General features: G+C 63.0%; 18 protein-coding genes, 1 pseudogene and 1 other annotated feature (1 of these 20 cut by a window edge). Of the genes and pseudogenes, 9 read left to right on the top strand and 10 right to left on the bottom strand.

Going from position 1 to position 20,714, the window contains the following annotated elements; translation table 11 throughout:
- The first annotated feature begins 24 nt into the window (after nt 1-24).
- The 3 genes from NYQ88_RS04115 (at nt 25) to NYQ88_RS04105 (ending at nt 3,866) form a co-directional block, all read left to right on the top strand.
- A complete protein-coding gene (locus NYQ88_RS04115) occupies nt 25-939 on the top strand; it encodes an ROK family protein (protein ID WP_275653705.1) in 915 nt (304 codons plus the stop codon).
- Nucleotides 936-1,661 carry a copper homeostasis protein CutC gene (locus tag NYQ88_RS04110; protein WP_275653704.1) on the top strand — a complete coding sequence of 242 codons (726 nt, stop codon included), beginning with the start codon at nt 936-938 and terminating at the stop codon, nt 1,659-1,661. Before NYQ88_RS04115 ends, NYQ88_RS04110 begins: the two co-directional genes overlap by 4 nt.
- Before the next feature lie 186 nt (nt 1,662-1,847).
- On the top strand, nt 1,848-3,866 hold the full coding sequence (locus NYQ88_RS04105) for a methyl-accepting chemotaxis protein (RefSeq protein ID WP_275653703.1): 2,019 nt from the start codon (nt 1,848-1,850) through the stop codon (nt 3,864-3,866).
- A 137-nt stretch (nt 3,867-4,003) separates the two neighbouring features.
- Here the strand turns inward: NYQ88_RS04105 and NYQ88_RS04100 are convergent, their stop codons facing one another.
- Nucleotides 4,004-4,387: a nucleoside diphosphate kinase regulator gene (locus tag NYQ88_RS04100; protein ID WP_275653702.1), complete on the bottom strand. Its 384-nt coding sequence runs from the start codon at nt 4,385-4,387 to the stop codon at nt 4,004-4,006.
- 180 nt (nt 4,388-4,567) lie between these two features.
- Here NYQ88_RS04100 and NYQ88_RS04095 point away from each other — a divergent pair, with 180 nt between their 5' ends.
- Nucleotides 4,568-5,833, top strand: coding sequence for a Glu/Leu/Phe/Val dehydrogenase (locus NYQ88_RS04095; RefSeq protein ID WP_275653701.1), 1,266 nt, complete (start codon nt 4,568-4,570; stop codon nt 5,831-5,833).
- Nucleotides 5,834-5,890: 57 nt separating this feature from the next.
- Here NYQ88_RS04095 and NYQ88_RS04090 read toward each other — a convergent pair whose 3' ends face one another.
- Complete coding sequence (locus NYQ88_RS04090) at nt 5,891-6,652, bottom strand: IclR family transcriptional regulator C-terminal domain-containing protein (RefSeq protein ID WP_275653700.1); 762 nt, start codon at nt 6,650-6,652, stop codon at nt 5,891-5,893.
- Nucleotides 6,653-6,765: 113 nt separating this feature from the next.
- Between NYQ88_RS04090 and NYQ88_RS04085 the strand changes: the two genes are divergently transcribed.
- The 4 genes from NYQ88_RS04085 to NYQ88_RS04070 all read left to right on the top strand — a co-directional run bounded on the left by NYQ88_RS04085 (nt 6,766) and on the right by NYQ88_RS04070 (nt 11,327).
- Nucleotides 6,766-7,488: a 3-oxoacid CoA-transferase subunit A gene (locus NYQ88_RS04085; RefSeq protein WP_275653699.1), complete on the top strand. Its 723-nt coding sequence runs from the start codon at nt 6,766-6,768 to the stop codon at nt 7,486-7,488.
- Nucleotides 7,485-8,159 carry a 3-oxoacid CoA-transferase subunit B gene (locus NYQ88_RS04080; protein ID WP_275653698.1) on the top strand — a complete coding sequence of 225 codons (675 nt, stop codon included), beginning with the start codon at nt 7,485-7,487 and terminating at the stop codon, nt 8,157-8,159. The genes NYQ88_RS04085 and NYQ88_RS04080 overlap by 4 nt, the downstream gene beginning before the upstream one ends.
- Before the next feature lie 4 nt (nt 8,160-8,163).
- Nucleotides 8,164-9,366, top strand: coding sequence for a 3-oxoadipyl-CoA thiolase (pcaF, locus tag NYQ88_RS04075; RefSeq protein ID WP_275653697.1), 1,203 nt, complete (start codon nt 8,164-8,166; stop codon nt 9,364-9,366).
- 338 nt (nt 9,367-9,704) lie between these two features.
- Nucleotides 9,705-11,327, top strand: a complete 1,623-nt coding sequence (locus NYQ88_RS04070) for an ABC-F family ATP-binding cassette domain-containing protein (RefSeq protein ID WP_275653696.1) — start codon at nt 9,705-9,707, stop codon at nt 11,325-11,327.
- A gap of 17 nt (nt 11,328-11,344) precedes the next feature.
- On the opposite strand, the gene murB is transcribed toward NYQ88_RS04070, so the two are convergent.
- Nucleotides 11,345-12,364, bottom strand: coding sequence for a UDP-N-acetylmuramate dehydrogenase (murB, locus tag NYQ88_RS04065; RefSeq protein ID WP_275653695.1), 1,020 nt, complete (start codon nt 12,362-12,364; stop codon nt 11,345-11,347).
- A gap of 342 nt (nt 12,365-12,706) precedes the next feature.
- Between murB and NYQ88_RS04060 the strand changes: the two genes are divergently transcribed.
- Nucleotides 12,707-13,087 carry a helix-turn-helix transcriptional regulator gene (locus NYQ88_RS04060; protein WP_275653694.1) on the top strand — a complete coding sequence of 127 codons (381 nt, stop codon included), beginning with the start codon at nt 12,707-12,709 and terminating at the stop codon, nt 13,085-13,087.
- Between the two features lie 38 nt (nt 13,088-13,125).
- On the opposite strand, the pseudogene NYQ88_RS04055 reads toward NYQ88_RS04060, so the two are convergent.
- The 7 genes and pseudogenes from NYQ88_RS04055 to NYQ88_RS04025 form a co-directional block, all read right to left on the bottom strand.
- Nucleotides 13,126-14,327 (bottom strand): annotated as a pseudogene (locus NYQ88_RS04055) (IS256 family transposase).
- A gap of 276 nt (nt 14,328-14,603) precedes the next feature.
- Nucleotides 14,604-14,933 (bottom strand): DUF2322 family protein, encoded by a 330-nt coding sequence (locus tag NYQ88_RS04050; protein WP_275653693.1) that lies wholly within the window; start codon nt 14,931-14,933, stop codon nt 14,604-14,606.
- Nucleotides 14,934-15,007: 74 nt separating this feature from the next.
- Nucleotides 15,008-15,736: a proteasome-type protease gene (locus NYQ88_RS04045; protein WP_275653692.1), complete on the bottom strand. Its 729-nt coding sequence runs from the start codon at nt 15,734-15,736 to the stop codon at nt 15,008-15,010.
- 33 nt (nt 15,737-15,769) lie between these two features.
- On the bottom strand, nt 15,770-16,567 hold the full coding sequence (locus NYQ88_RS04040; RefSeq protein ID WP_275653691.1) for a transglutaminase family protein: 798 nt from the start codon (nt 16,565-16,567) through the stop codon (nt 15,770-15,772).
- A gap of 6 nt (nt 16,568-16,573) precedes the next feature.
- Nucleotides 16,574-17,515 (bottom strand): alpha-E domain-containing protein, encoded by a 942-nt coding sequence (locus NYQ88_RS04035; protein ID WP_275653690.1) that lies wholly within the window; start codon nt 17,513-17,515, stop codon nt 16,574-16,576.
- A gap of 18 nt (nt 17,516-17,533) precedes the next feature.
- Nucleotides 17,534-18,949, bottom strand: a complete 1,416-nt coding sequence (locus tag NYQ88_RS04030; RefSeq protein WP_275653689.1) for a circularly permuted type 2 ATP-grasp protein — start codon at nt 18,947-18,949, stop codon at nt 17,534-17,536.
- Between the two features lie 204 nt (nt 18,950-19,153).
- Nucleotides 19,154-20,638 carry a SulP family inorganic anion transporter gene (locus NYQ88_RS04025; RefSeq protein WP_275653688.1) on the bottom strand — a complete coding sequence of 495 codons (1,485 nt, stop codon included), beginning with the start codon at nt 20,636-20,638 and terminating at the stop codon, nt 19,154-19,156.
- Between the two features lie 58 nt (nt 20,639-20,696).
- Nucleotides 20,697-20,714 (bottom strand) — a sequence feature (sul1 is cis-regulatory element that is thought to sense ions involved in sulfur or methionine metabolism; They are found in Alphaproteobacteria) (it continues 38 nt past the right edge of the window).

Below are 20,714 nucleotides of genomic sequence, written 5' to 3'. Positions count from 1 at the left end.
ACCACGCCCCGGAGAGGCCGATCCATGATTACCGCATTCGACATCGGCGGCTCGACCATCAAGGCGGCGCTGGCGAGAGGGCCTGAGAGCCTCACCATGCTCGGCCGCGTGCCGACGCCCCGCGACGATTTTTACGCCTTTGCCGATGCCATCGCCGGGCTGATTGAAAAAGGTGGCGCGAGCAAGGACAGCCCGGTGGCCATTTCGGTAACCGGCGTCGTCGATCCCGACAGCGGCCTTGTTACCTGCGCCAATATTCCCTGCATCGACGGTCGCGACCTCGCCGGCGATCTCGGCAAGCGCCTGGGCCGGAAGGTGCTGGTCGCCAATGATGCCGATTGCTTTGTGCTGGCCGAGGCCCATACCGGCGCCGGGCGCGGCCACCGGGTGGTGTTCGGCGCCATTCTGGGGACCGGGGTCGGCGGCGGACTGGTGGTGGATGGCAAACTCCATCCCGGCGCGGGCGGGCTGTCGGGCGAATGGGGCCACGGCACCATTGTCGCCACCAAGGTCAGCGTCGCGCCGTTTGAACTGCCCCATTTTGCCTGCGGCTGCGGGCAGTTGGGCTGCCTCGACACGGTCGGCGCGGCGCGCGGCATCGAACGGCTGCACCGGCACCTCCACGGCACCGACCTGCCGAGCACCGAAATTCTGGCGCGTTGGGAAGCTGGCGACGCAAAGGCGGAACAGACCATTGCCCTGCAGGTGGAACTGGTCGCCCAGCCGCTGGCGCTGGTGGTCAATATTGTCGGGCCCGGCATTGTTCCTGTAGGCGGAGGGCTGGGCAATAGCGCGGCGCTGATCGCCCGGATCGATGCGGCCGTGCGCCCACGCATTCTGCGCAAACTCGACCGGCCGCTCGTCGTGCCGGCCCAATTAACCGCCGACGCCGGCCTCATCGGCGCGGCCATGCTCGGCCTGGAGTCCCAAGAACCATGACCCTCATCGAAATCTGCGTCGACGACGCGCAGGGCCTCGCGGCCGCCATCGCCGGTGGTGCCGACCGTGTCGAACTCTGCTCCAGCCTCGAGATGGGCGGGCTTTCCCCCTCCCCCGGGCTGATGGCACTGGCCGGCAAGGCGCCGATCAAGGTGCGGGCGATGATCCGCCACCGGCCGGGCGACTTTGTCTTCGACAAGGCCGATATCGCCACCATGCGGGGCGATATTGCTGCAGCGCGGCATGCAGGCCTCGAAGGCGTCGTGCTCGGTGCCAGCCTTGCCGACGGGCGGCTGGACGTCGAAACGCTCAAGAACCTCGTTGGCGCAGCGGGCGACATGGCCAAGTCGCTGCACCGCGCCTTCGACCTCGTGCCCGATATTGCCGAAGCGGTGGAAGCCGCCCTAGCGCTGGGCTTTGACACAATCCTCACCTCGGGCCGCGCCCTCACCGCCATGGAAGGGCTCGACGATATTGCCCACGCCCATGAGGTTGCGGCGGGGCGGATCACCATCATGGCCGGATCGGGCGTCGATCACACCACGGTGCCAAACATCCTGGCGCGCGCGCCGCTGGCGGCATTGCATGGGTCATGCTCGGAGCCAGCCCGCGTCGCCAGTGCCCCGGCCGCACGACTTGGCTTTGCCAGTACCGAGCGTCGCAGCACCAGCCCGGCCAAAGTTTCCGCATTCAAGGCCGCAACACTTAAAGCAAATCCCTGACAGTAAACAAAATCCGTTTCGCTGCATAAAGACGACGACCATTTCAGACTTCACCAAGTCTTAAGGGGAATACTGGCAATTACTGACCTATCCGACCCGTCGCCAAGGAAAGGCGAACCGGGTCGAAACACGGCCGGCATACCGGGTCCAGGAGGACCGGCCGGTCACTCGGAGGTCACTAGGTCTATGCGTATACGCGGTAAACTCCTCACCATCGTCGCAGTGATGGGATTAGTCTCGGCCCTCATCACAGGCATGGGGCTTCACATCGTCAGGGAATACGGCCAGCAGATCGAGCGGCTGGACAATGCGTCCAAGCGGGCTCTCTCGGGCGAAAAGCTGAACCGTCTCGTCACCGCCGTGGTGATGGACTCGCGCGGTATCTACGCCTCGGCGGATACGGCTGCGGCTGCCCAGTTCGCCAACGGGATCATGACGAACCTCGACAATATCGACGCTGTTCTCGAGGGCTGGCGGCCGCTGCTGGCCGCCGCAGACCTGCCGGGCTTTGAGGCAATGGTGGCGCGGGCGGCTGAGTTCCGCACTTTCCGCACCGAAACCGCGCGCCTCGGCCGCGATGTCGACCCGGCGCTCGCCAACGAGCAGGGCAATAACGAAGAGAACCGCGCCAACCGCAAGGCCTTCCAGACCGAGATCGACGCCGTTGTCACCGCCGATATCGAGCGGTTTGCCGGCATCCAGAACGAGATCGCCGGCTTCCAGTCGGCCATGCAGACAATGCTGCTGCTGGCGGCAGGCCTTGGCATTGCTGCCGGCACGGCGGGCGCGCTCTATATGGGCACCCGGCAGATGAGCCGCCCGATCGGGCAGCTGACGCTGGCCATGCGCGACCTCGCCGATGGCAAGTTCGAAACCGAAGTTCCCGGTGCCGCGCGCAAGGACGAAATCGGCGAGATGGCCGCGGCCGTGCAGGTGTTCAAGGAAAACGGCATCCGCATCGCCAATATGAGCGCGGAAGAACAGGCCAACGCCATGCGCACTGCTGCCCGCGCCAAGGTGATGGAAGATTTCCAGCGCGAGTTCGACGATGTCGTCGCGGCCGCCAAGGCCGGTGACTTCTCGCAGGCCATCAGCGGTCACTTCGAGGACGACGACATCACCCGCATCGCCCGCAATTTCAACGCCATGGTGGAGAGCGTCCGCCACGGCATCGACGACGCGACCGTGGTGCTCTCAGCCCTCGCCGACACCGATCTCAGCCAGCGCATGGAAGGAAATCATCAGGGCGCCTTCCTCAGGCTGAAGACCGACATGAACCGCGTGGCCGAGACACTGTCCGATGTGGTGACGCGCCTGCGGGCCACCTCGCGTGGGGTCAAGACCGCCACCGGGGAAATTCTGGCCGGCGCCAACGACCTCTCCGAGCGCACAACGCGGCAGGCCGCCACCATCGAGGAAACCTCGGCGGCCATCGAGCAGCTGGCCGTGACCGTGACCGAAAATGCCAAGCGCGCCCAGGACGGCACGGCGACGGCAGAAGCGGTTACCAGTGCTGCCCTCCAGGGTGGCGCGGTGATGAAGCAGGCCACCGAGGCGATGGACCGGATCTCGACCTCGTCGTCGAAAATCTCCAACATCATCGGCATGATCGACGACATCGCCTTCCAGACCAATCTGCTTGCCCTCAATGCTTCGGTCGAAGCGGCACGCGCCGGGGACGCCGGCAATGGCTTTGCCGTTGTTGCCGTGGAAGTGCGGCGCCTCGCCCAGTCGTCTGCGGAAGCCTCTTCGGAGATCAAGCGGCTGATCGAGCAGAGCGCCATCGAGGTCAGCGGCGGCACCCGTCTTGTCGGCGACGCCGCGGCCAAGCTCGACGCCATGCTCGAGGCAGTCCGCACCAATAGCGCGCTGATGTCCGATATTGCGCGCGAAAGCAGCCAGCAGGCAGCGGCCATCGAGGAAGTCACCGTTGCCGTGCGGCAGATGGACGAAATGACCCAGCACAACGCGGCGCTCGTCGAGGAGACCAATGCGGCGATCGAACAGACCGAGGCCCGCGCCAACGAACTCGACAAGATCGTGGAAGTGTTCCGCCTCGAGGACACCACCGACTGGGCGGAGACCGCGTCCAGCATGCGCAGCGCGCCGCGCAAACCTGCACCGGCAAAGCCCGCAAAGGCCGCCAGGGGCAGCTATCTCAGCCAGGGCAATGCAGCGATCTCGGCCGACTGGAGCGAGTTTTAGGCTCCGTGTTCTATCCCGCAGACAAGACTATTCTGACCTTCATCACCCGGCTTGTCCGGGTGATCCATTTTCTGGAGATGGATTGCCCGGACATGCCAGGCAATGGCGGTGGAACCGATGGCCCCACCCCTCCCCTCTTACCAGCCGTAATCCAGCACGGTGAGGGTGCGGACGCGGCCGTCGTCGAGCCATTCGATGGTGGAATTGCGGTGCATGCCGATCAACGCCGCGCCGACAGCGCCCAGAATGGGCACATTGCCGCGCTCGCCCAGCGGACGATTGGGATAGGCGAGGCGCCCGAGGCGGACCTGCGGCGCATCGTCGAGTCGAAACATCACGCGCTGGCCCATCGAAACCCCTGCCGTATCCCAGGGATCGCAGATATCGGCGCGGTTCAGTTCACGCTCGAGATAGGCCGAGACCTGCGGCAGGACACGCAGCGACCGCTCCGCGAGGATCGACACGCGGGTGTAATCGTCAGTCGTAATGCGAATTTCAGGCAGAGGCAGAGAGAGATTCACCACACCGATCCAGCTTCAGGGGCGGCTATTGTCAGGGGAAAACCTGCACCGTCAATAGGCACCTTGGTGAAATTACGTCCATTATCAGTCAGGATTATTGACCTAAGCGTCCAAAAATGGGATGGATTGCGCCTTCCATTTGTGCAGACTGCACAACTCCCGCTCACCAAAAGGCTCGAAATGACAGACGACACCCTGCTAGACCGCGCGCTTATCCGCCTTGAAGAGGCCGCCAGCCATCTTCAGATCGACCAGGATGTCATCGAGAAACTCAAATATCCGCGAGAGACCACCAAGACCCGCCTGCTGATCCGTATGGACGACGGCTCGCGCAAGTCGTTCCTCGCCTGGCGCTGCCGCTATGACGATACCCGCGGCCCTACCAAGGGCGGCATCCGTTTCCACCCCGATAGCAATATCGAGGAAGTCGAGACGCTGGCGTTCTGGATGACCTTCAAGTGCGCCGTGATGAACCTGCCCTATGGCGGCGGCAAGGGCGCCGTGCGCGTCGACCCGCGCACTCTTTCGAAGTCTGAGCTGGAGCGCCTGTCGCGCGCCTATATGCAGGCCTTCGCCACCACGGTCGGTCCCGACCGCGATATTCCGGCGCCCGACGTCTACACCAACGCCATGATCATGGGCTGGATGTCGGACGAATATAACCAGATCACCGGTTCGGTGACCCCGGCAGTCATCACCGGCAAGCCGATCGCCCTGGGCGGTTCGCTCGGCCGCAATGACGCCACCGCACGCGGCGGCTTCTATCTCGTGCGCCACCTCGCCAGCGAGCTGGGCCTGGCCCGCGACCACACCGTCGCCATCCAGGGCTTTGGTAATGCTGGCCAGTTCTACGCCCAGCTGACCGCTGCCGATGGCAACAAGGTCGTGGCCGTGTCCGACTCCGCCGGCGCGATCCACAAGGCCGACGGCCTCGACGTCGCCAAGCTGATCGCAGGCAAGAACGCTGGCAAGCGCGTGGCCGACCTCGCCGCCGAACTCGGCGCGACCGTCATCTCGGCCGATGACCTGATCTCGGTTGAGGCCGATTTGCTGGTTCCAGCTGCGCTGGAAGAAATGATCAGCGTCGACAATGCCGGCTCGATCAAGGCCAAGGTTGTGCTCGAGCTCGCCAACGGCCCGGTTACGGCCGATGCCGACAAGGTGCTGACCAACAACGGTGTCGTGGTCCTGCCCGATATTCTGGCCAATGCCGGTGGCGTGACCGTGTCCTATTTCGAATGGGTGCAGAACCGCCAGGGCTTCTACTGGGACCTCGAAGAGATCCACGCCCGCCTCAAGAAGATGATGGAACGCGAAGGCCGCGCCGTCTGGGATATCGCCAAGGAGCGCGACGTCTCGGTTCGCTCGGCTGCCTATATCCACGCCCTCGGTCGCCTGTCGACCGCCATCGAAGCGCACGGCACCCAGCCCTTCTTCGCCGGCTGAAAAGTCGACCGAAGCTGAAGCGTCAAGCCCCGCCCTCGTGGCGGGGCTTTTTTGTGCCTAGCGCAGCATGGCCCGGACTTCGGCCTGCACCTGTCGCAGGGGCCCGAGAAATTTCGGGGCAAGTTCATCCAGAGCCAGCTGCCCGGCGGCAACGCCGAGATTGAGCGCGGCGACGATAGTGCCCCGCGCATTATAGAGCGGCACGGCAATGGAGCGCAGGCCCAGTTCGACCTCCTGATCGATAGTGGCAAAGCCGGACGCGCGCACGCGCCCCAGCTCGGCCATTACTGCGTCCACATCGGTCATGGAAAACGGGGTGCGCGGCATCAGCGGTGCGGCCTCGAGTATGTCGCGCGCCTCCTCTTCGGGCAGCGCCGCCAGCATGACCCGGCCCATCGAGGTGCAGAACGATGGCAGACGGGAGCCGGGCATGAGCGCAATGGACATGACCTTGCGCTGGGCGGCGCGGGCGACATAGACGATTTCCGGACCATCGAGGATGGAGACCGAGGAGCTTTCACCCAGCTCTTCGGAGAGCTTGTCGAGCAGCGGCTGGACCAATTGCGGCAGGGGCATGGTGGCAAGGCACGCCGTCCCCAGCCGCAGGACACGCGGCGTCAGGGTGAAATATTTCCCGTCATAATCGGCGTAGCCCATGTGCGCGAGGGTGAGGAGGCACCGGCGAGCGGTCGCGCGATCGAGCCCGGACGCTTCGGCGACTTCGCTGATCGACTGGCGCGGGCGGGTGGCGGTGAAGGTTTCAATGACCAATAGGCCCTTGCCCAGCCCACCCATGATGTCCCGTTCGAGGATAGCCATGGCGCGCCCCATCTGTGCGATTACTCAACAAATGCAGCATATCGCACAAATGACTTGGCCGGCAATGTCGCCCTTGGGCATAATCGGGGCAAAGCTCCACAAGGGAATGACACATGAACAAGAGTGTTCCCGATCTCGCCACGGCTGTGGCCGGGATCGAAGACAATATGGTGCTGATGGTGGGGGGCTTTGGCGGCTCCGGCGCACCAATCGAGCTCATCCACGCGCTGATCGATCGGTTCAAGGCCACCGGCAGCCCGAACAATCTGACTGTCGTCAACAATAATGCCGGCAATGGCCGGATCGGCATTGCCGCCATGATCGACGCCGGCATGGTCAAGAAGATGGTGTGCTCGTTCCCGCGCTCCGCGGATCCGCGCGCCTTTACAGAAAAATACCTCGCTGGTGAAATCGAGCTCGAGCTCGTCCCCCAGGGCACGCTCGCCGAGCGCATCCGCGCCGGTGGCGCCGGCATTCCGGCCTTCTATACCCCCGCGAGCTATGGCACCGACGTGGCCAAGGGCAAGCCGGTGGGCGAATTCGACGGCAAGCACTACGTGCAGGAACGCTGGCTCAAGGCCGACGCCTCGCTGATCAAGGCCGAGCTGGCCGACACCATGGGCAATCTCACCTATCGCAAGGCGGCGCGCAATTTCTCGCCCCTGATGGCGGCGGCGGCAAAGGTCACCATCGTGCAGGCGACCAAGGTGGTTGCGCCCGGTGAGATCGACCCCGAACAGGTCGCTACCCCCGGCATTTTCGTCAACCGGATCGTTGAAGTGGCAGACGCCAGGCAGGAAGAGGCGCTGATGCGCGAAGGAGTGGCTTATTCATGAGCGCGACAAAGCTTTCCAACGCCCAGATCGCGTGGCGCGCGGCCCAGGACATTGAAGACGGCGCCTATGTGAACCTCGGCATCGGCTTTCCCGAAATGGTGGCAAAGTTCCAGCCGCCCGGGCGTCAGGCCATTTTTCACACCGAGAACGGCGTGCTCAATTTCGGTGAAAGCCCGGCCGCCGGCGAAGAGGACTGGGACCTCATCAATGCCGGCAAGAAGGCGATTACGCTCAAACCCGGCGCGGCCTTCTTCCACCATGCCGACAGCTTTGCCATGGTGCGCGGCGGGCATCTGGATGTGGCGATCCTCGGCGCCTATGAAGTGGCCGAGAACGGCGACCTCGCCAATTGGTCGACCGGCCCCAAGGGCGTGCCGGCCGTCGGCGGCGCCATGGATCTGGTGCACGGGGCCAAGCGCGTCGCTGTGATCACCGACCATGTGACCAAGGATGGCAGGCCCAAACTGGTCAAGCGCTGCACCCTGCCACTGACCGGCGTCGGCTGCGTGACGCGCGTCTACACCAGCCTTGCCGTGATCGACATCGAGAATGGCCACTTCGTGCTGCGCGAGAAGCTGGCCGGCATGAGCATCGAGGAACTGCAGGCCGTGACCGGCGCCGAACTGGTGCTGCCCGAAACCATTGGCGACCTGGTCGCCGCAGAGGTCTGAGACAATGGCTGAAGCCTTTATCTGCGACTATATCCGCACTCCGATTGGCCGCTTTGGCGGTTCGCTGTCTTCGGTCCGCCCGGATGATCTGGGCGCCATTCCGCTGATGGCGTTGATTGCCCGCAATGGCCGTGTCGACTGGGAAGCGGTTGACGATGTCATCTTTGGCAATGCCAATCAGGCTGGCGAAGACAACCGCAATGTGGCCCGCATGAGCAGCCTGCTTGCAGGCCTGCCCGTGGGCGTGACCGGCACGACCATCAACCGCCTCTGTGGCTCGGGCATGGATGCGGTGATCGCGGCCGCCCGCGCCATCAAGGCGGGCGAGGCCGAGCTGATGATCGCCGGCGGCACCGAATCCATGTCGCGCGCGCCCTTCGTCATGCCCAAGGCGGACGCGGCCTTTTCGCGCAACGCCGAGATTTATGACACGACAATCGGCTGGCGCTTCGTCAATCCGCGCATGAAGACGCTTCATGGCGTCGATTCCATGCCCGAGACCGGCGAGAACGTGGCCCAGGATTTTGCCGTGTCACGCGAAGCTCAGGACGCCTTCGCGGTGCGCAGCCAGGAAAAGGCCGTGGCAGCGCAGCAGAGTGGTCGCCTCAAGCAGGAGATCACCCCGGTCGCCATTCCACAAAAGAAGGGCGAGGCGGTGATCGTCGACAAGGACGAGCATCCCCGCGCCGGAACAAGCATGGAAACGCTGGCCAAGCTGCGGCCGCTGTTTCCCAATGGCAGTGTCACCGCGGGCAATGCTTCGGGCGTCAATGATGGCGCGGCTGCACTGATCATAGCCTCGGAAGCAGCCGTGAAAAAATATGGCCTCACCCCGATTGCCCGCATTCTGGGCGGCGCCACCGCCGGTGTGCCCCCACGCATCATGGGCATGGGCCCTGCCCCGGCGTCGAAGAAACTCTTTGAGCGTCTGGGCCTGACGGCGAGTGATTTCGACGTGATCGAGCTTAACGAAGCCTTCGCCAGCCAGGGGATCGCCGTATTGCGCGATCTCGGCATTGCCGAGGATGATCCGCGCGTGAACCCCAATGGCGGCGCCATTGCACTCGGCCATCCGCTGGGGATGAGCGGCGCACGCATCACCGGCACGGCAGCGCTGGAGCTGTCGCTTAACGGCGGCAAGCGCGCGCTGGCGACCATGTGCATCGGCGTCGGCCAGGGCATCGCCATCGGGCTGGAGCGTGTTTAGACACGAGGCATCGGGGGCTCTCCGTCACCCCCTCCCAACCTCCCCCTTCAAGGGGGAGGAGCGCGTCGGCGAGGGTGACACAATCTACGCAAAAGCACCGGCCAAGCTTCCCTCCCCCTTGTGGGGAGGGAATGAGGGTGGGGGCTTTCTAGTCGCTGTTCGCTTGGCTACCCCCACCCTTTTTCCCTCCCCACAAGGGGGAGGGAGACGATGGAGCCGAGGGGGCGGTGTTAATGCCAAACGGCCTCACTGCACACCAGCTGCGCTTATGCGTCACTTGCGCCTCGGGCGCAGGAATGCTTTAGGGGCGCGTCCCGTCTCCGAAAGTATTTGTGCCCATGATCCGCCTCGAGAACATCGCCAAGCAGAACGGCAAGCAGATCGTCTTCATCGACGCCTCCGCTGCGCTGCAAAAAGGCGAGAAAGTGGGTCTCGTCGGCCCCAATGGCGCGGGCAAGTCGACCCTGTTCCGCATGATCGCGGGCGAAGAGCAGCCCGATGAGGGCCAGGTCTCCGTAGATCGCGGCGTGACCATCGGCTATTTCGACCAGGACGTTGGCGAAATGTCCGGCCGTCCGGCTGTGGTGGAAGTGATGGAGGGCGTTGGCCCCATCGCCGCGCTGACCGCCGAAATGGCCGAGCTGGAAGCGGCCATGGCCGACCCGGACAAGGCCGACGAGATGGAAACCATCATCGAGCGCTATGGTGATGTGCAGGCCCAGTTCCAGGAGCTTGATGGCTATGCGCTCGACGCGCGCTCGCGCGATGTGCTCGCCGGTCTGGGCTTTTCGCCTGAAATGATGGACGGCGACGTCGGCGCGCTCTCGGGCGGCTGGAAGATGCGCGTGGCGCTGGCGAAAATCCTGCTCAAGCGCCCCGACGTGCTGCTGCTCGACGAACCGAGCAACCATCTCGATATCGAAAGCCTGATCTGGCTGGAGGACTTTCTCAGGTCCTATGACGGCGCGCTGCTGATGACCGCGCACGATCGCGCCTTCATGGACCGGATCGTCAACAAGATCATCGAAATCGATGCTGGCACACTGACGACCTACACCGGCGACTACGAATTCTATCAGCAGCAGCGGGCGCTGGCCGACAAGAACCAGCAGGCCCAGTTTGAGCGCCAGCAGGCCATGCTGGCCAAGGAAATCGCCTTTATCGAGCGCTTCAAGGCGCGCGCCAGCCATGCCGCGCAGGTGCAGAGCCGGGTGAAAAAGCTCGACAAGATCGATAAGGTGGAAATGCCCAAGCGCCGCCAGACGGTGGTGTTCGAATTCCGCCCTGCCCCGCGTTCGGGCGAAGACGTCGCCATTCTCAAGAATGTCGACAAGCGCTATGGCTCCAAGATCATTTACGAGGGTCTGGATTTCCATGTCCGCCGTCGCGAGCGCTGGGCCATCATGGGCGTCAACGGCGCGGGCAAGTCCACCTTGTTGAAGCTGATCGCCGGTACGGCTGATCCGGACACCGGCACGGTCAATATCGGGCCGAGCGTCAAGATGGGCTATTTTGCCCAGCACGCCATGGATGTGCTCGACGGCGACCGGACGATTTTCCAGACGCTGGAAGACAATTTCCCGCAGGCCGGGCAGGCCCCGCTCCGCGCCCTCGCCGGATGCTTTGGCTTTTCGGGCGACGATATCGAAAAGAAGTGCCGCGTGCTTTCGGGCGGTGAAAAGGCCCGCCTCGTGATGGCCATCCTGCTGTTTGATCCGCCGAACTTCCTCGTGCTCGACGAGCCGACCAACCACCTCGACATCGCCACCAAGGAGATGTTGATCGAGGCGCTCAAGGACTATGCGGGCACCATGCTGTTCGTTTCGCACGACCGCCATTTCCTCGCGGCACTCTCCAACCGCGTGCTGGAACTGACAGAAAATGGCGTGCACGCCTATGGCGGCGGCTATACCGAATATGTGCAGTCGACCGGCCAGGAAGCCCCCGGCCTGCGCCACTGATCCCAGCGGGAGCCGGGCTAGAGCAGCACCGGCTCCTGATGAAGCTCGACGCCGAACCGGGCCTTGACCGTCGCCTTGATATGGCCTGCAAGCGCGGAAATATCGTCCGCGCTGGCGCCGCCACGGTTGATCAGCACGAGGGCATGGCGCTCGGAGATGCCAGCCGGGCCCATGGCAAACCCTTTGAGGCCGGACTGTTCAATCAGCCAGCCGGCCGAGAGTTTTAACCGGCCATCGGGCTGGGTATAGTTCGGCGCCTTGGGGAATTCGGCGAGGATCGGTTCCACCGATGCGGGATTGACAATCGGGTTCTGAAAGAAGGACCCGGCATTGGGCGTGACACGCCAGTCGGGCAGTTTTGACTGGCGCAGCGCGATGACCTGCGCCATCACCATAGCCGGGGTGAGATCATCGCGTCCAGCGAGCTCGGAAAGTCCCGCAAAACCCAGATTGGGTTGCCAGGGTTTTGGCAGTTTTAAGCGCAGCGAGAGCACGACATAGCGGCCCGCCTGCTGCTTGAAGACGCTGTCGCGATAAGCAAAGCCGCACATTTCGCGCGAGAAAGTGGTGATCTCTCCGGTCACGCTGTCATAGCCGGTGAGGCTCTCAAAAACATCGGCGATCTCGGCGCCATAGGCGCCGATATTCTGCACTGGCGCCGCCCCGACCGTCCCCGGAATGAGGGCGAGGTTTTCAATACCGCCAAACCCGGCTTCGACCGTATAGGCGACGAAATCGTTCCAGACCTCGCCAGCCGCTGCCTCAACGAGGACGTGATCGGCCGTCTCCTCAATGATGCGCCGTCCCTTGAAAGCGATGATCGCGGTGATGCCGTCAAACTCGGCAGACAGCACCACATTGCTGCCGCCCCCCAGAATGCGAAGCGGCAGGCCGCGCTCGGCCGCGAGAACAAAGGTAGCGGGCACCTCTTCGGGCGCATCGAGCACGAGGCCGAAGCGCGAGCGCGCCTGAAGCGCCATGGTATTGCGCGCGGAAAGGTCAAAATCGGGAATCAGGGAGAGCGTCGTCTGGGTCATGGCGGGACATTGATCGGAGTTGGTTGGCAACACAATGGCCAGTGTGGGGCAGCGAACCGCCCCCTCCCCGCCAGCTGTTTCAACCGGCAGTGCCCGGGCCGATGATAGTATCTTATCTTAAACAGGAGATCGCGGTAGCACTCCGCGATGAAACTCAGCCACTGAGGTTCAGGCGAAAATCTCTAACCTTTTCGGTCTATCGACCGGTATACTTAGCAACAAAAGCCAACCCCATATAGTTATTCAATTCCGATCAAATAGACAGCATCGTAGCTCGACGGCTTGCAGCTTGCTTGTTTCGTATTCACGCAATGCGACGCAGCCTCGCAAGGAGCAACGGCAATGTTTACACCCCCTCAGTTCGGTCAAAGCACAGCTGAAATACAAATGCTGCGACAACAGGCTGGCCGCTGGTTGCGGGCACTAAGGGAGCGTACCGGCATGAGCCAGCGGGAGTTAGCCAAAGCTGTTGGCTTCGAATACTACACGTTCATCTCTCAACTGGAAGGCGGCCGAGGACGCCTTCCACCGACGCAATACGTAGCATTTGCAGAAGCGCTTGACATTCCCTTGCATTATTTCGTGAAGACTTTAATGCGATACTACGATCCGATTACCTATTACGCATTATTTGAAGTCCCGCCCAGTGCAGAGCCCACATCAATGTCGGGATCTGCGGAATCCGGCGAGAAAAGATCGTGCCCCACTGCGTGGTGTAACTGAGGCTTGGCCTCCACGCATATCCGGCTTGGCCGGGCTGGTCAGCGTGCGGGAACTGCCGGCAAGCTGACGAGGGGATCATCGCTCAACGGGGCGACGGATTCCAGCGTCATATATCTCGCCCGCTGAACCGCCCATTCATCGTTCTGTTCGAGCAGGATAGCGCCGACGAGGCGGATGATTGCGTCCTCGTTGGGGAAGATGCCCACGACCTCGGTCCGGCGCTTCACCTCGCCATTCACCCGTTCAATCGGGTTGTTGCTGTGCAACTTGGCCCGATGCTCCTTGGGGAAGCTCATGTAGGCGAGGACGTCGTGCTCGGCCTCATCCATGATGGTGGCAAGCTTGGGCACGCGAGGGCGGATTTGGTCGGCAACGGCGCGCCACTGGGTGCTGGCCGCCTCCGGCGTCTCCTGGGCGAAGGCCGTGGCGATAAAGGCACTGGCCACGCGGCGACCGCTCTTGCCGGCATGGGCGAGGACGTTACGCATGAAGTGAACGCGGCAGCGCTGCCATGTGGCGCAAAGCACCTTGGTGACGGCGGCCTTGATGCCCTCATGGGCATCGGAGATCACCAGCTTCACGCCTCGCAGGCCGCGGCGGGTCAGCTTGCGCAGAAACTCGGTCCAGATCGCCTCGGCTTCCGAGGTGCCGATCTCCATGCCCAACACCTCGCGCCGGCCATCGGCATTGACGCCCACGGCCATGATGGCGGCCACCGAGACGATGCGGCCGCCCCGGCGCACTTTGAGGTAGGTGGCGTCGATCCACAGGTAGGGCCAGTCGCCCTCGATCGGCCGCTCAAGGAAAGCCTTCACCCGACCATCGATCTCCTCGCACAGGCGGCTGACCTGGCTCTTTGAGATGCCGCTCATGCCCATGGCTTTGACCAGGTCGTCACCGACCGGGTCGAGATGCCTTGGATATACGCCTCCTGGATCACCGCCGTCAGCGCCTTCTCGGCCAGCCGCCGAGGTTCCAGAAAGCCAGGGAAGTAGCTGCCCTTGCGAAGCTTGGGGATGCGCAGCTCGACCGTGCCGGCCCGGGTCTCCCAGTCCCGCTCGCGGTAGCCATTGCGCTGGACCCGCCGCTCGGCGCTCTTTTCGCCATAGCCGGCGCCAGTGGCGGCACCCACTTCCATTTCCATCAGCCGTTCGGCAGCAAAGCCAATCATCTCGCGCAGAATATCGGCGTCGGGGGCCTTCTCTACCAGCGAGCGCAGGTTCATCATCGAGTCGGTCATCGGTGGTCCTTCAGGTACAGGGTTGGCGTAAGCAACCAGACCTTACCGGAAATCCGTCGATGACCACCCAGCCGCTCGCTCGCTACGGCGCTCCTAATGGCGCGCTCGCGAGCGGCTTGACCACCTCAGTTACACCACGTCCCGGGACACGACCCGAGAAAAATCTCGTCATCGGGCTATCTGCGCGAGTGTCGCGGCTAGAGGCCATTATCGCCGAGCAAAAATAGGGGACATTCAAAGCGTTAACGCTACTCAGCTCCCTGCATGTCCTATCATTCAACCCCTCACGATCCTGATCTCGAGGCTGGGCGTTCCGGTGGCGATGGCGAACAGGCGGTCGATATTGGGATGGGCGCCGGGACGATTGCGCGCATCGGCAGTGTGTTCGGCAAACACGGCGAGGCCGTGTTCGGCCGCTTCTCGGCCGAGGGTACCAAATTTGGCATTGAGATACTGATAGACCGCCAGCGAGCCCTGTTTGCCGGGCTGGTTTTCGATGCAGGCGATCACTGTGCCGGCAGCGTCGACGAGGTCGATCCGCTCAAGCCCGTCGATGGAGGGGAGTTTGCCGAGATTGTCCTTGAAGGACGCGCCTGGTTCGATCATCGCCGAATATCCTGCTCTGGTTGGTCGAGCTGGGCTTAGCATCCGGACAGAGGGGCCGCCAATGCGGCGATCGATCAATCGATAAGGGACGGCAGGCTGGTGAATGCGGTCTTGAGCGCCTCTGACCACCCTTCCGAAACCGAGAGATAATAGGGGTCATCGCGCTCGAAGCGGCGGCGGACGCCGAGCTCGAGACTGTCGGCCTCGTAGATCTGCAGATCGAGGGGCAGGCCGACCGAGAGATTGGACTTGAGCGTCGAGTCGAAGGACACCAGCAGCAGCTTGATCGCTTCCGGCATGCTCATCTCGGGTTCGTAGGCGCGGATCAGGATCGGCTTGCCATATTTGTGCTCACCGATCTGGAAGAACGGCGTATCGGCGGAGGACTCGATGAAATTGCCCTCGGGATAGATATAGAACAGGCGCGGCTCGCCTCCCTTGATCTGTCCGCCGAGAATGAAGGATGCGCCGAAGGCGTCGGCTGTCTGCCCCGCAGGCGCGGCCTGGGCAATGACTTCCTTGACCACATCGCCGATGAGACGAGCCGTCTGGAACATCGACGGCGTGTCCAGCACGGACGATCTGCGCTCGGCGACGGCCTTGGATCGCTCGTCGAGAAGGCTGGTCACGGCCTGCGTGGTGGCCAGATTGCCGGCAGACAACAGAACGATGACGCGCTCGCCCGGCACTTCCCACGTCCGCATCTTGGAGAAGGTGGAAATATTATCGAGCCCCGCATTCGTACGAGTATCGGACATGAAGATAAGGCCCCCGGCCGTCTTCAAACCAACGCAATAGGTCATGTCATAGTCCAGGCAAGCGCAAGAAGCAGGAGTTTACTGCTCCACATTGAGGGCAACGGCAAGCGACTCGGTAGCCGAGCCACTGCGCAAACCGGTGATCGGTGCGGCCTGACCATAATCGAGACCGCAGGCGATCCGCACGTATTTTTCGTCCGGTGCGACACCATTGGCCACGTCGAATCCGACCCATCCCAGATCCTCGACATAGGCCTCCGCCCAGGCATGGGTGGCAGCCTGCTCCGTCCGGCCCTCGATCAGCAGATATCCGGAGACATAGCGGGCCGGGACACCGAGGAGGCGAGCAGAGGAGAGAAAAATATGGGCATGGTCCTGGCACACGCCACTGCCGCTGGCCAGCGCCGCTTCGGCGGGTGTTGCCACATCTGTGCTGTCGGGCACATAGGCGACGCGGGCGGTGATTTCCCCCGAGAGCCTGTGCAGCATGTCGAGCCGATTGGTGAGGCCACCCAAGGGCTCCGCCAGCGCGCGGATCGCCTCGCCCGGCTCAGTGAGTTCCGTCTGGCGCTGATGGATCCAGAGTGGAGGCACGCCACCGCCCAGACCCAGCACACCGGCGGTATCGCGGGTATCGACCTGTCCTTTTGCGTGAATGACGATCTCAGTGGTGTTCGGCGTTGCGCGCAACAACTCGGTGCGATTGCCGAAGGCGTCGTTGTAGCTGAGCTCGGACGTTGCCCCGGTGATTTCGAGCCGCCAGTCGACCACCTCCTGAACGCTGCAATTGGTCGGCCAGAGCCGCAGGCGTTGGACGGCATAAGCCACGGGGCCGGTATAGCGATAGGTCGAGGTGTGACTGATGGAAAGCAGCACGGGCGATCAATCGAAGTTAAAGGCCCGGGCGATGGCGACGCCGAGCCTGTTGTTTTGCGAGATGAAGTCGGTGAGGAATTCGTGCAGGCCAAAATCGAACACTTCCTCGATCTGCTTGCCGCGAATGGACGCCAGCGTGTGCGCGGCCTGATTATGGCAGGCGTGACGCAGGCCATAGTCCTCGGCGAGAAAATCGAGATTTTCGACGATGTTGCGGTAGCAGAAGTGCAGCGAGCGCGGCATCCGCCCGTTGAGCATGAGATAATCCGCGATATGGGTGGGATTGTACTGGCTGTCATAGACCCAGCGATAGGAGCGGTGCGCCGAGACCGACCGCAGGATCGACTCCCACTGATAATTGTCCATGGTGCCGCCGACATAGGACATGGCCGGCAGCAGCACGTAATATTTGACGTCGAGAATGCGCGAGGTGTTGTCCGCCCGTTCGATAAAGGTGCCGATGCGCGAGAAATTGAAAATCTCGTTGCGCAGCATGGTGCCGTGAAAAGCGCCGCGAATGAGCGAGGTTTCGCGCTTGATGGCGTCTAGCAGGCGCGGCAGTTCGCTTTCCTGCAAGGGGCAGTCGAGCGCCGCCTTAAGGGCCATCCAGGCTTCGTTGACAGCTTCCCAGGCGTCACGTGTCAGCGCCGTGCGCACCATGCGGGCGTTGAAGCGCGCTGCCTCGATGCAGGAGATGACGCTCGATGGATTGTCCCGGTCCCGGAGCAGAAAGTCGGCCACGCTGGCGGCGGTATAGTGGGTGTATTTGGTCTGATAGGCTGAAATGGCACCGGCCGAAAGCACGACCGAAGACCATTCCTCCGAAGCATTGGAAGTGCGGGTCAGCGCCATGCGCAGTCCGGCATCGACGATACGCGCCATGTTCTCGGCCCGCTCGATATAGCGGTGCATCCAGAACAGGCCATTGGCAGTGCGCCCTAAAAGCATATGTGCGTGTCCCCTGCCCTAATCGTCCAGAACCCAGGTGTCCTTGGTGCCACCGCCTTGGCTGGAATTGACCACCAGCGAGCCTTCGGTCAGCGCCACACGGGTGAGGCCGCCCGGCGCGATGCGAACGCGGTCGGACACGAGGACGAAGGGCCGGAGATCGACATGGCGTGGCGCCAGGCCCGCATCGGTCAGGATCGGCGAGGTCGAGAGCGCCAGGGTCGGCTGGGCGATGTAATTGCCCGGACGGCCGCGCAGCTTGTCCGCGAAATCGGAGAGTTCCTGACGCGAGGCCGCGGGGCCGACGAGCATGCCATAACCGCCCGAGCCATGGACCTCCTTGACCACCAGCTCGTCGAGGTGTTCGAGGACATATTTGAGGCTGTCGGGTTCGGTGCAGCGATAGGTCGGCACGTTCTCGAGGATGGCCCGGCGCCCGGTATAAAACTCGATGATCTCGGGCATGTAGGAATAGATCGCCTTGTCATCGGCAATGCCAGTGCCCGGCGCATTGGCGATGGTGATGCGCCCGGATCGGTAGTCATCCATGATGCCGGCGACGCCAAGGGTTGAATCGGGCCGGAAAGCCAGCGGGTCGAGGAAGGCGTCGTCGACGCGCCGATAGAGCACATCGATGGGGCGGAACCCCTCGGTGGTGCGCATGGCGATGCGGCCATTGTCGACCCGGAGATCGCTGCCCTCGACCAGCTCCACCCCCATCTGGTCTGCGAGAAAGGCGTGCTCGAAATAGGCCGAGTTGTGGATGCCGGGTGTCAGCACGGCAATGGTCGGCTTTTCGTTGAGGCGATCGGGCGGCGCGACCGCGGCGAGCGACTGACGCAACAGGTGGGGGTAGTTTTCGACCTGCTGGACTTTCACCTGCTGGAAGAGCTCAGGGAAGAGCTGCAGCATGGTCTCCCGGTTTTCCAGCATGTAGGACACGCCCGAGGGCGTGCGGGCATTGTCCTCGAGCACATAGAACTGGTTCTCAGCCGTGCGCACGAGATCGACGCCAATGATATGGGTGTAGACATTGGCCGGCGGGCGGAAGCCGATCATCTCGGGCAGAAAGGCCTCGTTCTGGGCGATCAGCTGCCTGGGGATACGGCCAGCGCGGACGATTTCCTGGCGGTGATAGATATCGTCAAGGAAGGCGTTGATCGCCATGACGCGCTGCTCGATCCCTTGGGAGAGGTAGCGCCATTCCCGGCCGGTGATGATGCGGGGAACCAGATCGAAGGGGATCAGCCGCTCGGCGGCCGCCTCCTCGCCATAGACGGCGAAGGTAATCCCGGTCCGTCGGAAGACATTCTCGGCGTCGCGGGCTTTTTTCTCCAGCGCAGCCGGTGTTTGTTGGTCGAGCCAGGTTTTTACGGGCGCATAAGGCGACCTGACCTGACCATCGGCAAAGAGCATTTCGTCGAAAGGCGGCACACAATCCTCCGGCTTCGCTGCTCCCATAAGAGCGTCAAAATCGGATCGCTGCAAGCGATTGTTCAGATGTTGTGCACCCGGGCAATGTGCCGATGGATTAGGCGATAGCTCCACTGATTTAGGGACGAGGGCGGCAAGTCCTCATTTCTGGCGAACAGCCACCGCCTTGATCGGCGATGGCGAGGCTTAGGGAGCGGCCCCGGACTAGTGCCCGAGCATGCGCTCGAGGGCACCGGGGCGGTCGTGCACAGCGAACTTGTCCATGATCGTGGCGCTGGCTTCGTTGAGGCCGATGATCTCCACCTCGGCGCCGGCCTTGCGGAACTTGAGCACGGCCGTGTCGATGGCGTTGACCCCGGTCAGATCCCAGAGATGGGCTGCTTCGAGGTCAATGCGAACCCGGCGCGGCGGCTCGGCAAAATCCATGGCGGCCAGGAATTCCTCGGCCGTGGCGAAGAACAACTGGCCCTCGATGCGATATGTGCGCGTTTCGCCATCCTCAGAGAGGGATGCGGTGACCCGAAAGATCTGCGCGACTTTCCAGGCAAAGAAAATGCCCGAGAGCAGCACGCCGACGCCAACACCCAGCGCCAGATTATGCGTGCCAAGGACAGTCGCAACTGTTGCCAGCATGACCACGCTCGAGCGGCGCGGGTGAGAGGCGAGATCGCGCAGCGACCCCCAGTTGAAGGTGCCGATAGCGACCATGATCATGATCGCCACCAGCGCGGGCATGGGGATGAGCCCGACCCAATCGCCAAGCACCACAAGCAAGAAGAGCAGGATCGCTCCGGCCGCAAAGGTCGAAAGGCGCGTGCGCCCGCCCAGCTTTACGTTGATGGTGGACTGGCCGATCATGGCGCAACCCGCCATGCCGCCGAAGAAGCCGGAGACGAAATTGGCGATGCCCTGGCCGATGCTCTCGCGGTTCTTGTCGCTGGTGGTCTCGGTCATCTGGTCGACGATGGAGGCAGTCAGGAGGCTTTCGAGGAGGCCCACAGTCGCCACCGCGATGGAATAAGGCAGGATAATCAGAAAGGTGTCGAGGCTGAGCGGCACATTGGGCAGCAGCAGGGTCGGCAGCGCATCGGGCAGCGTGCCCAGATCCGCAACGGAGCGCGTATCAATGCCGAAGGCCAGTGCGACTGCGGTGAGGATGAGAATGCACACCAGCGGCGATGGGATGGCCTTCGTGATGCGCGGGAAGAGGTAGAGGATGGCCAGGCCCGCCGCGATCATCACATAGCTTTGCCAGGTGACGCCGGTCAGCTCGGGCAATTGTGCCATGAAAATGAGGATGGCCAGCGCATTGACGAAGCCGGTGATCACCGAACGCGAGACGAAGCGCATGATATAGCCGACGCGCGCGAGGCCCAGGCCGATCTGGATGACGCCGGCGAGGATGGTGGCGGCGAGGAGATAGTCCAGCCCGTGCTCGCGCACCAGCGAGCCCATCAACACCGCCGTGGCGGCGGTGGCAGCCGAGATCATCGCCGGGCGCCCGCCAGCAAACGAAATGACGATGGCGATGATGACCGAGGCATAGAGCCCGACCTTGGGATCGACACCTGCGATGAGCGAAAAGCCAATGGCTTCGGGGATCAACGCCAGGGCGACGACAAGGCCGGACAGGAGATCGCCACGCACATTGGAAAACCAGTCGCGGCGGAGGGAAGACACAAAGTTCATCGGGAGGGTCCAGCAATATCTGCGCGGCGCCTTCTAAGGATTGGCGCGGCGATGTCTGGATTGTCCGGCGGATCGG

This window comes from Devosia sp. SD17-2 (assembly GCF_029201565.1).
Lineage (GTDB): Bacteria > Pseudomonadota > Alphaproteobacteria > Rhizobiales > Devosiaceae > Devosia.
Note: the sequence above shows the minus strand (reverse complement) of the source record. Positions and strands in the feature narration are given on the sequence as shown.